The sequence below is a fragment of the Gordonia sp. PDNC005 genome (assembly GCF_016919385.1).
Classification (GTDB): domain Bacteria; phylum Actinomycetota; class Actinomycetes; order Mycobacteriales; family Mycobacteriaceae; genus Gordonia.
In genome coordinates this window covers 399,777-413,753 of record NZ_CP070351.1, presented here as the reverse complement: position 1 = coordinate 413,753, position 13,977 = coordinate 399,777, and the positions used below count along the sequence as shown (strand labels likewise).

Genomic DNA, 13,977 nt, shown 5'->3' with positions numbered 1-13,977 from the left:
TCGGTAACATGGACCGAATGAGTCCGGACCCGTCGTTGCGCACGTCATCCGACGAGTTGGCGTCGCGGTCGGACGATCAGCTCGTCGAACTTCTGGTCCGACGCCCCGACCTCGCGTCGCCGCCGCCTCGCGGCACCGGCGTGCTGGCGCAGCGCGCCATGTCGGCGGCGTCCATCGCGCTCGCAGGTGAAGGCCTCGACCTTCTCAGCGTGGCGGTCGTCGAGGCGTTCCTCGACTGCGCCCGCCTCGCAGAGAGGGAGCGACCCGGGGACGGCCACCACGATCTGCTCGGACCGGTGAGCCGCGACGACATCGTCTCCCGACTCGGCCGGCGTGCGCTGCGCGCCGACGTGGACGCACGACTGACGTATCTGTCGGAGCGGGCCCTGATCTGGCCGTCCGGGCCGTCGTCGGGCCGCAAGGCGGCGAGCTGGGTTGCGGCGGGCCACCTCCCGTCCGCACTCCCCTGGCGTGCTCCCCATCTCCTCGGGCCGATGGCGTCCGTCGACGCATCCGACATCGCCGAGCGCGTGGCCGCACTCGACGAGCGACCGCGCGAACTTCTGAGCACGTTGGCGCAGGGACCGGCCCTCGGACGGTCGCGGGACGCCGCACCGGACGCCGATGCCTCCGCACCGGTCCCCCGACTCCTCGCCGCCGATCTGTTGGCTCGAGTCGACGAGCAGACAGTCGAGCTTCCTCCGCAGGTGGGGCAGGTGCTGCGCGGCGAACCGCCACTGATCACGGCGACGCTCCGCGAACCGGTACTCGCCGGGGATCCGTCCCGATTCGACGTCGACGCCGCCGGTGCGGGCGAAGCACTGGAGTTGCTCCGGCACACCGCGGATCTGGTCGGAGCGCTCGGCGAGGCCCCGGCCGCGGTCCTACGGTCGGGCGGCATGGGAGTGCGTGAGCTCCGCCGTCTCGCCAAGACCCTCGGAGTGAGCGTCACCCGCGTCGGCCTGCTGGTTGAGCTCCTCACCGCCGCCCGCCTGATCGGCGCCGGTGTGCCCGAGACGATGGACGTGTTGTCGACCGACGAGGTGTTCGCGCCGACCACGGTCTTCGACGGTTGGCGACACCAGGATCCGGAACGCCGCTGGGCCACCATGTCCGCCGCGTGGCTCGATCTGCCTCGTCGCCCGTGGCAGATCGGCGAAACCGACCGCGACGGCGCGATCATCGGGGCACTCGTGTCGGAGTCGTTCGACGCCGCTGCGCCGCTGCTGCGCCGCACAGTGCTCGCGCCACTGACCGAGACCCGGCCATCGGTACCGGTGACCGTCGACGACCTTGTCGCGCTGCTCGGCTGGCGGCATCCGCGCCAGCTTCGGCGGCTGTCACGTCGTGTGGTCGGTGAGACTCTGCGCGAGGCAACCGAACTCGGCTTGGTGGCCCACGGGAGTCTCACATCGGCCGGCCGAACGCTGCTCGAGTCGGATCCGGACGCCGAGGACTCCAGTGCGCTCGTCGCCGCGATGGCGTCGTCACTGCCCGAACCGATCGACTACTTCCTGGTCCAGGCCGACTTCACGGTCACCGTCCCCGGCCCGCTGACACAGTCGCTCGCCGACCGACTCGCGTTGGTCGCCGACCTCGAATCAGGCGGTGCCGCGTCGGTGTACCGCGTCACCGAGGACGGTGTACGCCGCGCGTTGGACGCTGGACGCACCGCGGCAGAACTGTCGGCGTTGTTCACCGAACACTCGAAAACTCCTGTGCCGCAGTCCTTGACGTATCTCATCGACGACGTCGCGCGGCGTCACGGCAGTCTCCGGGTCGGTGTCGCGTCGTCGTTCGTCCGCTGCGACGACGCCGCGATGCTCACCGAAGTCCTGCGCAGCGACGCCGCCGCAGAGCTCGCCCTCCGAGCGCTGGCGCCCACTGTCGCAGTGTCGGGGGCGCCACTGCGGGAAGTGATCGAGCGTCTCCGCGGCGCCGGCTTCGCGCCCGCGGGCGAAGACTCGTCGGGCACACTCGTCGACCTGCGCAGCACGGGTGTCCGTGTGCACGCACGTCAATCGGGCTCCAGGCGACCCGCCAAACGAGGGCGGATCGGCCCCGGACAGGCGAGCACCGTGGTTTCGCGCATGCGGACCGCCGACCGGGCGGACGGACCGATCACCGCGCACGCGACATCCGGCTCGGGCGAGACGACGTCGACGCTGATCCAGCTCGCGCTCCAGACCGGTCGGCGGCTTCGCATCGGTTACGTCGACGCCCAGGGCGGTGCGAGCCGACACGTCGTGAAGGCTCGATCATTGGCGGCAGGGCAACTCGTCGCCGACGAGGAGGCGGGCGACACCGACATCCGCTTCGCCCTCCACCGCATCACCCGCGTCGAACTCCTGTAGCCCGAACCGACCCGAGGTGGCCGGGACCTCCCGAGAAAGGAACAATGGTCGGGTGACTGACGGACCGCTGATCGTGCAATCGGACAAGACCCTCCTGCTGGAGATGGATCACCCGGACGCCGCCAAGGCGCGGGCGGCGATCGCTCCGTTCGCCGAACTCGAGCGCGCGCCCGAACACATCCACACCTACCGGGTCACTCCGCTCGCACTGTGGAATGCGCGAGCCGCGGGCCACGACGCCGAGCAGGTTGTCGACGCTCTCGTCACCTACTCCCGGTTCCCCGTCCCGCAGCCTTTGCTCGTCGACATCGTCGACACCATGGGCAGGTTCGGCAGGCTTCAACTGGTGAAGCATCCTGCACACGGCCTGACGCTGGTGTCGTTCGACCGTGCTGTGCTCGAGGAGATCCTCCGCAACAAGAAGGTCGCACCGATGCTGGGCGATCGCCTCGACGACGACACCGTCGTGGTGCACCCGTCCGAGCGCGGACGACTCAAGCAGGTGCTGCTCAAGGTGGGATGGCCTGCCGAAGACCTCGCCGGGTACGTCGACGGCGAGGCGCACCCGATCGATCTTGTACAGGACGGCTGGGCTCTGCGTGACTACCAAGAACTCGCGGCCGACTCGTTCTGGGCCGGCGGCTCCGGAGTCGTCGTCCTGCCGTGCGGTGCGGGTAAGACGATGGTCGGCGCCGCGGCGATGGCGAAGGCCGCTGCCACCACCCTGATCCTGGTGACGAACACCGTCGCGGGTCGGCAGTGGAAGCGTGAACTCGTTGCTCGCACGTCGCTCACCGAGGACGAGATCGGCGAGTACTCGGGCGAACGCAAAGAGATTCGCCCGGTGACCATCGCGACCTATCAGGTGGTGACTCGGAAGTCGAAGGGCGAGTACAAGAATCTTGATCTCTTCGACTCTCGGGACTGGGGCCTCATCGTGTACGACGAGGTCCACCTGCTTCCGGCACCTGTGTTCCGAATGACGGCGGACCTCCAGTCGCGCCGCAGGCTCGGGCTCACGGCGACACTCGTCCGTGAGGACGGCCGGGAAGGCGACGTGTTCAGCCTGATCGGCCCCAAGCGGTACGACGCACCGTGGAAGGACATCGAGGCGCAGGGGTGGATCGCCCCTGCCGACTGTGTTGAGGTCCGCGTGACGATGACCGACGAGGAGCGTCTCCAGTACGCCGTCGCCGAAGCCGAGGAGAAGTACAAGCTCTGCTCGACGGCGCGATCGAAGATGTCGGTGGTGAAGTCGATCCTCGACCGTCACTCCGGCGCCCAGACTCTGGTGATCGGCGCGTACATCGATCAGCTCGAGGCACTCGGCGAAGCGCTGAACTGCCCGGTGATCCAGGGGTCGACCCGAAATGCCGAACGAGAGAAGCTGTTCGACGCGTTCCGTCGCGGCGAACTGTCGACGCTTGTCGTCTCCAAAGTCGCGAACTTCTCCATCGACCTGCCCGAGGCGTCCGTCGCCGTGCAGGTGTCGGGTACGTTCGGCTCACGGCAGGAGGAGGCGCAGCGCCTCGGGAGGCTCCTGCGCCCCAAGGCCGACGGCGGGCAGGCGCATTTCTACTCCGTAGTCTCCCGCGACTCCCTCGACGCCGATTACGCAGCCCACCGCCAGCGCTTCCTCGCCGAACAGGGCTACGCCTACCGCATCATCGACGCCGCCGACCTCTAATTCGTCGACCGTTTGCCGAGCACGGCCGAGTTCAGCTGGTCGCGGCGACCAGCGGCTGCTCGATGTTGTCGACGACGAAGCCAAGACTGAGCACGGTCTGCCAACCGAACGCCTTCTCCAGCTCGCCCTCGAGGAACACACTCCGCCCATCCCTCACAGCCGGGAGATTCGCGAGCGTGGACTGTTCGGTGATCGTCGCCTTGCCCTTCGGCGCGTAGGACAACTGATCCCACACGATGACGTCGGTGTCGAGCTTCCGCGCCTCTTCGATCGAGAGCTTGGCGTAGAACTTGTCACCCGCTGCCGCGTCCACGGCCTGATTCGGCGCGAAGCCGAGCGCCTTGAAGAACGCGACTCGCGGATCCGCCCCTGCGAATGCGGCGAGATCAGTCCCGTCGTAGGTGGCGATCGAGACCGTCTTGCCCTTCCAGTTCTGATGTCGTGCGGCCAGGTCTGCGATGCGACCCTTCACACCTGCGACGAGCGCTTTCGCGGCTTCGGGTTTGCCGACAGCCTTGCCGATCTCCTCAGTCGTGACGTCCCACGGCTGCTGGTAGTCGTCGAACTCTCCCTTCTGGACCAGGACTGGCGCGACCTTGCTCAGCTGGTCGTACAACGACTTGTCGACGTCCGAGTAGACAGCGACGATCAGGTCCGGTTTGAGCGCCGCGACCTCCTCGAACGAGACGGTGTCGGAGGTGATGATCTTCGGCTTGTCGCCGGTCACCTTGTCGATCGCCCACGGACCGGCGGGTTCGCCCTCCGGGGCCATGCCCTCCCAATTGCGAACAGCGATCGGCGTGATGCCGAGAGCAAGCAGCGCATCCTGATCGGAGTAGCCGAGCGACACGACGCGGCTGGGTGCCTTGGTCACTGTCGTCTGCCCGAACTTGTGGTTCAGGGTCACCGGCAGAGCGCCCGCTTCCGGAGTCACCTGACTCGACCCGTCGGTCGAGTCGTCGCCGCTTCCACAGGCAACGAGTGCCGCGATGAGTGCGATGACGACGGCGATGACACCGATCGTGCGCCTCGACTGGTTGGTCATATGTCCTCCAGGAATGTGTGGTCGTTGAGCATCAGATCGCCCAAGCATAGGTGAGCGTTACCTAATTAAGAAACGATACTGCGGCGCACTCGCCGCTCCCCGACAGGTACGACCAGCGGCTGATCAGACACGGGGTCGGGGATGACTCTGCTGCGGAGACCGAAGACATCCCAGAGCAACTCCTCGGTGACGATGTCCTGCGGCGCGCCCTGGACGACGATCGATCCGTCGCGCATGACGATCAATTCGTCGCAGTATCGGCAGGCGAGAGCCAAGTCGTGCAGCACCATCACGACAGTCCGGCCCTGCTCGGCATGGAGCATGTCCACAAGGTCGAGCAACTCGAGGCTGCGTGCGAGGTCGAGAAACGTCGTAGGTTCGTCGAGCAGCAAGATGTCTGTCTGCTGTGCGAGGACCATTGCAACCCAGACCCTCTGCCGCTGACCTCCAGACAGGTCCGACACGCGTCGGTCCGCCAGGTCGGCCACACCGGTCTGTTCGAGGGCACGAACGATCTCATCCGAATCCCGGCCAGACCATTGCCGGATCCAGTTCTGGTGAGGATGCCGCCCCAAGGCGACAAGATCAGCGACCTGAATCCCCTCGGGCGCGATCGGGTTCTGCGGCAGTACGCCGATCGCCCGGGCGAGGGCTCGAGTCGACATCGCCGAGATCGGCTCGCCGTCGAGCATGACTGCCCCTGCGGAAAGCGGATTGAGCCGCGACAGCGCTTTGACGAGTGTCGACTTTCCGCACCCGTTCGGTCCGACGACCCCGGTGAGGGCGTTTGGCGCGATGCTCACCGACAGGTCGTCGATGACGGTGCGGTCGCCGTACGCGACCCTGATCCTCTGCGCCGAGAGTCCAGGCGCCGCCGACGAGTCGGGTGGGGACTTCTCCGTCATACCGTGGCCTTTCTGTGCATGATCACGAGCAACGCCAGCAAGAACGGTGCGCCGAGGACTCCAGTGACCACACCGACTGCCAGATCAGACAGCACGAGCCGACTCAGAAGGTCCGCACCCAGCAGAAGCACACCCCCGGTGAGCGCGGCACCGATCAGCGGGGGTGTCGGCGATCGGAACATCAGGCGTGCGATCTGAGGGCCGGCCAGTGCGATGAAGCCGATCGGTCCCGACGCCGCGACCGCAGCCGACACGAGCAAGACGGCAACGGCCCAGTAGACGAGTGTGAGGACACCGACCGGGGCACCGAGACCCCGTGCCGAAGCGTCGGACAGACGCATCACCCGCAGGTCGAACGATGTCGCAGCCGCGACTACCGCACACACGGCGATCACCGCCCACAGCGGGCCCACCTCGACCCACGTGCTGTTGGTGACACTCCCCGCCAGCCATGAGACGGCGGACGATGCGTCCTGCAGATCGATGCTGACGAGAAGGAACGAGACCACAGCTGCGGCTAGGGCGTTCACTGCCACGCCGACGAGAACTAGTCGCATGGTGTCGACTCCGCCTCCCGCCGACAGCAGAACGACGACGGTCGCGGTGGCCACTCCACCCGCCATCGCCGCTATCGGGACGCTCCACACGCCCGCGAAGTTCGGAGCGGTCACCTGCACGAAGACTGCGGCTGCGCTTGCGCCCATGGTGATTCCGATGACATCGGGGCTGGCGAGCGGATTCTTCGCCATCGTCTGGGTCAGGGCGCCTGCCGAGCCGAGTGCGATTCCCGCACCGAGTGCCACGAGCGCCCGCGCGAGCCGGGAGTCGACGACGAGGCGTTCGATGTCGTCGCCCCCACCGAACATGATCCGAAACGCGTCGCCGAGGGCGATCGGGTACTCACCGATCGACAGTTCCAACGCGATCTCCACGAGCAGGACCGCAGTGAGGATCCCGGCGACCGCCACGCCGTACCAGCGGACTCGCATTCTGGGGACTGGCAGCACGACCTCGCCACGTCGAGGCAGCGGAGCCGGCGTCGTCAGTTCCGCGCTCATGCTGCGACCAGCTTCCGTCGTCGAATGAACCAGATGAAGCACGGCACGCCGACGAACGCCAGCACAACGCCGACCGGCACCTCCGCCGGGCGGAGGACGATCCGTGCGATCACATCCGACACGAGCACCAACACCGCACCTGCTGGAACGCACAACGGGAGAAGCCATCGATGGTCTGGGCCGGTCACCGCACGGATCAGGTGAGGGACCACCAGCCCGACGAACACGATCGGGCCGACCGCCGCACTGGCCGCACCAGTGAGAAGGGTGATGGAAAGGAAACACGCTGCGCGAACCCAGCCGATACGGATGCCGAGCGCTGTGGCTGTTTCGTCTCCGACCGCCAACGCATTCAAGGCCGGCCCCACGGCGAACGCCAACACGAGCCCAAGGAGAACAGGGACAGTTACCGGGCCGAGGACGTCGAGTCCTCGGCCGACGAGCGATCCCGCATTCCAGAAGCGGTACTGATTGAGACTCTCTTTGTTCGCGAGTACCACCGCAGTTGTCGCCGAGACGAAGAACGCGGTCAGCGCTGCTCCCGACAGCACCAATGACATGGGGCCCCCGCCCGCGCCGAGGGTCCCGATGCCGAATACCAGCAGTGCGGCGACGGCGGCTCCAGCCAGCCCGAACAGCACTGACATCCCGGCGCTCTGCGCCCCGAACAGCATCGCGGCGAGCACCGCCGCGAAACCGGCACCGTTCGAGATGCCTAGGATGCCGGGGTCGGCGAGCGGATTCCGGGTGTAACCCTGGATCACGGCGCCGGCGACCGCCATCGCACCGCCGACGACGATCGCCATCAGGGTGCGGGGTATCCGCTCGTCGCGGACCAGAATGTAGAGATCGTCTGTCGGGTCGCGATGCCAAAGGGAGGTGACGACTTCGGCGACCGACACCGATCGAGTCGCGAACAGGATCGACGCGGTGGCAGCTGCGACCAGCAGAACGCTGAGTGCGGCTAACATCCGCGGCCTGGACATAAGGGTAGGCTAGCAATACCACTGAATCCCTCTTCGTCCGCGCCCGGCACGGACCACGCTGCGATGCGCCTAGGCTTGGAGTATGCCCATGGTCGCCCGGATGCAGCCGTTCACGTCGACGATCTTCGCGGAGATGTCGGCACTCGCCGTGGCGCACGACGCCGTCAACCTGGGGCAGGGGTTTCCCGACTCGGACGGCCCGGAGTCGATGCTCGACGCTGCGCGTGCCGCAATCACCGACGGATTCAACCAGTATCCGCCCGGTGCGGGGATCCCCGAACTGCGCGAGGCGGTCGCCGCCCAGCAACTCGACGACTACGGCCTCGCCTACGACCCGGACACCGATGTCCTGATCACTGTCGGCGCCACCGAAGCGATCGCAGGCGCCGTGCTGGGACTCGTCGAAGCAGGCGACGAGGTGGTGATGATCGAGCCGTACTACGACGCGTACGCGGCGACCGTCGCCCTCGCAGGAGGCGTCCGCCGAACCGTCTCCCTGGTTCCGGACGGCGACGGTTTCCGACTCGACCGTGACGCCCTGGCCGCAGCATTCGGCCCGAAGACCACCGCGGTGATCGTGAACTCGCCGCACAACCCGACCGGCACGATCCTCTCCGACGACGACCTCGCCGAGATCGCACGACTGTGCATCGCGAACGACGTCGTCGCGATCACCGACGAGGTGTACGAGCACCTCGTCTTCGACGGAGCCGCCCATCGGTCGCTTGCGACTCTCCCCGGAATGAAGGAGCGGACTCTCCGGATCTCCGGTGCGGCCAAGACATTCCACGTCACGGGGTGGAAGGTGGGCTGGATAAGCGGTCCGCGGGAGCTCATCGCCGCGGCCAGGGCCGCCAAGCAGTATCTGACCTACGTCGGGAGCGGGCCGTTCCAGCCGGCGATCGCCCACGCGCTGCGGAACGAGATGGACTGGGTGCGTGACGACGCCGTCGCCCTCGGCGAGAAGCGCACCATGCTGTCGGCCGCCCTGGCCGACGCCGGTTTCAACGTTCACCGAAGCCAGGGCACCTACTTCGTGTGCGCGGACCCGAGGCCGCTCGGCATCACCGACGGCGATGCGTTCTGCCGTGAACTCCCCGAACGCGTCGGCGTGGCCGCCGTTCCCATCAGCGCGTTCGTCGACGATGCCGGCCCCTGGCGTCACATGGTCCGCTTCGCGTTCGCCAAGAGCGACGACGCGATCGCCGAAGCCGCACGTCGCCTACGGACGCTGTAGAAGCCGATCAGAAGACGCCGGACGGACGGAACTGCACGCTGATCCGCGGGCCTGCGCCGGCGACTTTCGGGACCGCGTGGTCCCACGTCCGTTGGCAGCTGCCGCCCATGACGAGGAGGTCGCCCGACCCGAGGACAAATCGGCGGGACGCTCCCCCACCGCGCGGGCGCAGCAACAGCGGCCGGGGAGCTCCCAGCGACAGGATGGCGACCAAGGTGTCCTGCGATCGGCCTTTGCCGATGCGATCGCCATGCCACGCGACACTGTCGGAACCGTCGCGGTACAGGCACAGACCCGCCGTCGCGAAGCCCGACGGCAGCTCGGCGCGGTAGTGATCGCTGAGTTCGACTCGCGCAGCGTCGAGGATCGGGTGCGGCCATCGATCCCGCTCCAGGTACATCGCGAGCAGGCGTGGGACGGGGACTGTCGCGTCGTACATCCGGCGTTCTTCGGCCCGCCACGGCACGTCGGCGCGGAGACCGTCGAACAGCTCCATCGACCCCTGCAGCCAACCGGGCCGCAGATCAACCCACGCGCCGTCGGCCAGTTCGGTCCGCCGTGCGCCGCGCGCGAGCGAGGTCAGCGCAGGCGCGTCTGAGTCCGTGTCGAACAACGACGCCTGGAGTCCCGCGGCCATACAGATGATCGTACACCTGTTCGAAACGTCATACGGCGGGGAACTCGACTCCCGTCAATCGCTCCGACTCCGCCCACAGTCGATCACGAAGGTCCAGATCGGATGCCCCCCGCCTGGTCCGTGCCGCCGTCGGCTTGCCACGGAGTCCTCCAAGACCCCGAGGGCCGTAGTACGCGCCGTTCTGCGCCGCGGGCGACGTGGCCGCGAAGAGCTGCGGCAGAGCTCCCATCGCGGGAGTCTGCCCGACGCGAAGCAGATCGCCCGCCTTCATCACATAGTCGAATGTGGTCTCGGTTTTGCCGAGTAGCCCCGTCGACGCGTAGCCGGGATGGGCCAGAACCGCGATCTTCGACGAACCCGCCACCTCGAACCGGCGGGCGAGTTCGAGCCCGAACAGCATGTTCGCGAACTTCGAGTCGCCGTACGCGATCGCGCGGCGGTACGTCCGCCGGTCATAGCCGAGGTCGTCGACGTCGATGCGGGCGAAGCGATGCGCGATCGACGAGAGGACCACCACTCGCTCGGCGATCTTCGGAAGCATGAGCGCCGTCAGAGCGAAGTGCCCCAGGTGATTGGTGCCCATCTGGAGCTCGAAGCCGTCCGTCGTCCGCCCGTAGGGAACTCCCATGATGCCCGCGTTGTTCACCAGGACGTCTGCGTCGTCGACGGTGTCGGCGAAGGCACGCACCGAGGCCAGGTCGGAGAGGTCGAGTTCTGCGACGGTAGCAGACGGACCGATCTGTTCGGCGACCGTCCGCGCTTTGGCCACGTTGCGGCAGGCAAGAGTCACGCGTCCACCCGCTGCGGCGACCGCCTTGGCCGTCTCGGCACCGAGCCCGCTGTTGGCGCCGGTGACGATGAAACGTCGGCCGTGCTGTGCGGGGATGTCGTCGCGGCTCCAACCACCCACGTTCAAGCCTCCTTGGTCGTGACCCTCGACGCTCGCTCGCCGGGCATGGCGAACTTGACCAGATCGGCGAGAACACTACCGAGAGACGGCGGCTCGTGGCGAACGAGCAGCTCGGACGGTGCGAAGATCTCTGTCACGTGAGCACGTCCGCGCAGCACTTGACGGTCGACCCGCTTCCACCGCGCAGCCTCATCCTCAGCGGCCGCCTCGATCGCGGCACGGCTCGCATAGACTGACGAATAGCCCTCTTTCGCCAGGTCGGAGAGGCGGGCCGACTCGTTTACCGAATCCCCGATCACCGTGTATTCGTAGCGCGTCCGTGCGCCGATGTTGCCCGCGAACACGCGGCCGTAGGCCACGCCCATCCCCCATTCGAGAGGCAGACGCTCACTGAGCTCCGCGCCGAGTTCACGGGCCGCGGTCAACGCAGCCAGCGCCGGGTCGCCCAGGGGCGCGGGCGCGCCGAAGACGATCAACGCGGCATCACCTTCGAACTTGTTGATGAAGCCGCCGTGCCGGTCGACGACGTCGGCCACGATCGAGAAGAACGCATTGAGGACGACGGCCGTCTCACGCGGATCACGGTCTGCGGCGAATGCGGTGGATCCGGTGATGTCGACGAAGATGACGGCGACGTCGGTGTTGGATCCGACGAGTTCGCCGTCCTGCTCGAGTGCCAGCTGAGCGACGTGGTCTCCGACGTGCCGCGAGAAGATGTCGCGCATCCTTTCCCGTTCGGCCAGACCGTCGAGCATCGAGTTGAAGCCCGCCTGGAGCACGCCGAGCTCGGAGGCGTCGTAGACGGCGACGCGTTGCGAGATGTCGCCGTTGCGCGCGGCCTCGACCACTTCGCGCATGTCGTTCAACGGGTCGGCGATAGCGCGATTCACCAGGCCGACCACGCGCGCGCCGGATGTCAGCGCGATGATCGCCAGCAGGATGACCGTCCAGTCGACGGTGCCCGCGACGGGCGGGACCCAGCCGAGTCCACGGCCGAGGTTCACCAGCAGCAGGCCGACCATCGGCACTGCCGACGAGACGACCCACACGACGATCATCCGCTCGCGGACGCCGTGGACGACGCGGGTCGACGTGGACCCGCGCATCGCAAGAATGGCGAGCGGGCGGGCGGCGCTCTCGGCGAAGAGGTACGTGAGGGAGCACGAGGTGATCGCGGCGAGGCCGAACGCGCCGCCCACTGCAAGCACGAACACCAGCCGCATGTCCGAGATCGTGACGTACACGCCGAACGCCGTCATCCACCCGAGGAGGTCGGCGACGACCAGACTCGCAGGTATGCGGACCACGTCCCGTCTGCGACGTGCGTCGGCGGGCTCCGCAGTGACGAACCAGCGGTACTGCGGGAGAAGGAAGAAGATCGATGCGAGGACGCTGGCGACGGTGCCGACGAGCAAGGCGGCCAGGACGGCGCCCATGTCGGCGTCGGTGTGGATCTCAAAACGTCCGCCGTTGAAGGCGAGCAGCACCGCGACGAACGTCTCGATGCCGATGAGCACCTTGGCGCCGGCGACGATCATGCCGCCGATGAGCAGTCCACGAGTAGCGAACCGTTTGCGGGTCTGCGGGTCGAGCTCGAGGATCTCCACCTCGTCACGGTCGCGCCCCTGGGCGTTCAGCCCGCCGAGCATGACCATCGTCTTGAAACGGCGATCCATCCGGTCGGCGATGCGATGCGCCTTCTCTCGCTGACGTTTTGTCATGAAACGCATCACCTCCCAGGTTGTCTCGATCTCTGGAGAGAGTACCGAATACCTGGGAGGTGACAGGGTGTGCGCGATCACTCGCCGCGCATCATGCGTTGAGGTCAGGCGGCGCGAACGGCTTCGATCTCGAGGTTGATCGTGATCTTGTCGCCGACGACGGTGCCGCCGGTCTCGAGCGGCATCTCGATGTCGATGCCGAAGTCCTTGCGGTTGATCACCGTCTTGGCCTCAAAACCAGCGACGGCGCCGTGGCCCATGCCCGGGTTCACGCCGTTGAACTCCATCTGGAGGGTGACGGGCTTGGTGACGCCGCGGAGGGTGAAGTCGCCGTGGACGAGGTAGTCGTCGCCGTCGGCCTCGACCGACGTGGAGACGAACGTGGCGGTCGGATGGTTTCCGGCATCGAAGAAGTCGGCCGAACGGACGTGCTGGTCGCGCTGCTCGTTGCGGGTGTCGATCGAGGTGACGTCGATGGTGGCGTTCACTGCGGGGCTGCCGTCCTCGGCGATCTCGATGGTGCCGGTGAATGCACCGAAGGTGCCGCGGACCTTGGAGACCATGAGGTGGCGAACGGTGAAGCCGACTGTGGAGTGCGTCGGGTCGATGTTCCAGGTGCCTGCGGTCAGTTCGGCGGGTGCGAGTGCGGTGGTCATCGTTGTCTCCTTGGGAAGTGCGCGTTGATGAGGTTCTGGGCCTGCGGTCTGCCGCGTGGCGATCGCTTGCAATCAATGTAACCGGACCGCGGTCCGTTTACTTCCATGTGTGATGGACGTTACATTGGAGCGATGGGCCTACGTGATGACCTGAGCGCTCGACTCGACAGTTTCGACGTGCGCAGGATCCCCCTCGGACCCGATGCCCGGGCTGCTGCCGTGGCGATCGTCGTGGCGCCGGCCGCGGACGGCCGACGAGGCATCTGGCTGACACGTCGCCCGTCGGACATGCGTCGCCACGCTGCGCAGTTCGCGCTGCCGGGTGGACGTCTCGACGACGGGGAGACCGCGCACGACGCGGCTCTGCGCGAACTGGAGGAGGAGATGGGGATCTGCCTGGGCCCGGAATCGATCCTCGGCGACCTCGACGACTACGCGACGAGGTCCGGCTTTGTGATGTCCCCGACTGTCGTGTGGTGCAACGAGGAGATGACGCCCCGTCCCAATCCAGCCGAGGTGGAGCGCGTGTTTCTTATCGATCTCGACGAACTGGCCACCGTGGAGCCGATCTTCGAGGCCATTCCCGAGTCTGATCGCCCCGTGATGTCACTGCCGATCATCGGCCGGCGCATCCATGCCCCGACGGCCGCCGTTATCTATCAGTTCGCACGGGTCGCGCTGCACGGCGATCCAGTCCGCGTCGTCGACTACGACCAACCGGTCTTCGCCTGGCGCTGAACTCCGCCCACTGAAGGGTCAAGACGTCGCGCGAGTGGCACCT

The 13,977-nt window shown here is 67.0% G+C and carries 12 protein-coding genes; 4 read left to right on the top strand and 8 right to left on the bottom strand.

Going from position 1 to position 13,977, the window contains the following annotated elements; all coding sequences use genetic code 11:
- Positions 1 to 17 precede the first annotated feature (17 nt).
- Both JVX90_RS02040 and JVX90_RS02035 read left to right on the top strand, forming a co-directional pair.
- The gene (locus JVX90_RS02040) at positions 18 to 2,354 is read left to right on the top strand and encodes a helicase-associated domain-containing protein (RefSeq protein ID WP_205330810.1); all 2,337 of its coding nucleotides are present in this window, start codon (positions 18 to 20) and stop codon (positions 2,352 to 2,354) included.
- Positions 2,355 to 2,406: 52 nt separating this feature from the next.
- Positions 2,407 to 4,041 carry a DNA repair helicase XPB gene (locus tag JVX90_RS02035; RefSeq protein ID WP_205330809.1) on the top strand — a complete coding sequence of 545 codons (1,635 nt, stop codon included), beginning with the start codon at positions 2,407 to 2,409 and terminating at the stop codon, positions 4,039 to 4,041.
- 31 nt (positions 4,042 to 4,072) lie between these two features.
- Here the strand turns inward: JVX90_RS02035 and JVX90_RS02030 are convergent, their stop codons facing one another.
- The 4 genes from JVX90_RS02030 to JVX90_RS02015 all read right to left on the bottom strand — a co-directional run bounded on the left by JVX90_RS02030 (position 4,073) and on the right by JVX90_RS02015 (position 8,020).
- Entirely contained in the window at positions 4,073 to 5,086 is a 1,014-nt protein-coding gene (locus JVX90_RS02030) for an iron-siderophore ABC transporter substrate-binding protein (protein ID WP_205330808.1), read from the bottom strand.
- A 65-nt stretch (positions 5,087 to 5,151) separates the two neighbouring features.
- The gene (locus tag JVX90_RS02025; RefSeq protein ID WP_205330807.1) at positions 5,152 to 5,991 is read right to left on the bottom strand and encodes an ABC transporter ATP-binding protein; all 840 of its coding nucleotides are present in this window, start codon (positions 5,989 to 5,991) and stop codon (positions 5,152 to 5,154) included.
- Positions 5,988 to 7,049, bottom strand: coding sequence for an iron chelate uptake ABC transporter family permease subunit (locus JVX90_RS02020; protein WP_205330806.1), 1,062 nt, complete (start codon positions 7,047 to 7,049; stop codon positions 5,988 to 5,990). The genes JVX90_RS02025 and JVX90_RS02020 overlap by 4 nt, the downstream gene beginning before the upstream one ends.
- On the bottom strand, positions 7,046 to 8,020 hold the full coding sequence (locus tag JVX90_RS02015) for an iron ABC transporter permease (RefSeq protein WP_240194022.1): 975 nt from the start codon (positions 8,018 to 8,020) through the stop codon (positions 7,046 to 7,048). The genes JVX90_RS02020 and JVX90_RS02015 overlap by 4 nt, the downstream gene beginning before the upstream one ends.
- A 97-nt stretch (positions 8,021 to 8,117) precedes the next feature.
- On the opposite strand from JVX90_RS02015, the gene JVX90_RS02010 reads away from it, so the two are divergent.
- Entirely contained in the window at positions 8,118 to 9,272 is a 1,155-nt protein-coding gene (locus JVX90_RS02010; RefSeq protein ID WP_205330804.1) for a pyridoxal phosphate-dependent aminotransferase, read from the top strand.
- Between the two features lie 7 nt (positions 9,273 to 9,279).
- Here the strand turns inward: JVX90_RS02010 and JVX90_RS02005 are convergent, their stop codons facing one another.
- The 4 genes from JVX90_RS02005 to JVX90_RS01990 all read right to left on the bottom strand — a co-directional run bounded on the left by JVX90_RS02005 (position 9,280) and on the right by JVX90_RS01990 (position 13,196).
- Positions 9,280 to 9,909 (bottom strand): alpha-ketoglutarate-dependent dioxygenase AlkB, encoded by a 630-nt coding sequence (locus tag JVX90_RS02005; protein ID WP_205330803.1) that lies wholly within the window; start codon positions 9,907 to 9,909, stop codon positions 9,280 to 9,282.
- Positions 9,910 to 9,937: 28 nt separating this feature from the next.
- A complete protein-coding gene (locus tag JVX90_RS02000) occupies positions 9,938 to 10,819 on the bottom strand; it encodes an oxidoreductase (protein ID WP_205330802.1) in 882 nt (293 codons plus the stop codon).
- 2 nt (positions 10,820 to 10,821) lie between these two features.
- The gene (locus tag JVX90_RS01995; RefSeq protein ID WP_240194021.1) at positions 10,822 to 12,540 is read right to left on the bottom strand and encodes an adenylate/guanylate cyclase domain-containing protein; all 1,719 of its coding nucleotides are present in this window, start codon (positions 12,538 to 12,540) and stop codon (positions 10,822 to 10,824) included.
- Positions 12,541 to 12,644: 104 nt separating this feature from the next.
- Entirely contained in the window at positions 12,645 to 13,196 is a 552-nt protein-coding gene (locus JVX90_RS01990; protein WP_205330800.1) for a YceI family protein, read from the bottom strand.
- Positions 13,197 to 13,328: 132 nt separating this feature from the next.
- Here JVX90_RS01990 and JVX90_RS01985 point away from each other — a divergent pair, with 132 nt between their 5' ends.
- A complete protein-coding gene (locus JVX90_RS01985; RefSeq protein ID WP_205330799.1) occupies positions 13,329 to 13,934 on the top strand; it encodes a CoA pyrophosphatase in 606 nt (201 codons plus the stop codon).
- The last annotated feature ends 43 nt before the right edge of the window (positions 13,935 to 13,977 follow it).

Bases quoted from the DNA above. Each gene is read 5' to 3' on its own strand.
- JVX90_RS02040 (WP_205330810.1), top strand. From the start codon at position 18: ATGAGTCCGGACCCGTCGTTGCGCACGTCATCCGACGAGTTGGCGTCG.
- JVX90_RS02030 (WP_205330808.1), bottom strand. From the start codon at position 5,086: ATGACCAACCAGTCGAGGCGCACGATCGGTGTCATCGCCGTCGTCATC.
- JVX90_RS02025 (WP_205330807.1), bottom strand. From the start codon at position 5,991: ATGACGGAGAAGTCCCCACCCGACTCGTCGGCGGCGCCTGGACTCTCG.
- JVX90_RS02020 (WP_205330806.1), bottom strand. From the start codon at position 7,049: ATGAGCGCGGAACTGACGACGCCGGCTCCGCTGCCTCGACGTGGCGAG.
- JVX90_RS02015 (WP_240194022.1), bottom strand. From the start codon at position 8,020: ATGTTAGCCGCACTCAGCGTTCTGCTGGTCGCAGCTGCCACCGCGTCG.
- JVX90_RS02010 (WP_205330804.1), top strand. From the start codon at position 8,118: ATGCCCATGGTCGCCCGGATGCAGCCGTTCACGTCGACGATCTTCGCG.
- JVX90_RS02005 (WP_205330803.1), bottom strand. From the start codon at position 9,909: ATGGCCGCGGGACTCCAGGCGTCGTTGTTCGACACGGACTCAGACGCG.
- JVX90_RS01995 (WP_240194021.1), bottom strand. From the start codon at position 12,540: ATGACAAAACGTCAGCGAGAGAAGGCGCATCGCATCGCCGACCGGATG.
- JVX90_RS01990 (WP_205330800.1), bottom strand. From the start codon at position 13,196: ATGACCACCGCACTCGCACCCGCCGAACTGACCGCAGGCACCTGGAAC.
- JVX90_RS01985 (WP_205330799.1), top strand. From the start codon at position 13,329: ATGGGCCTACGTGATGACCTGAGCGCTCGACTCGACAGTTTCGACGTG.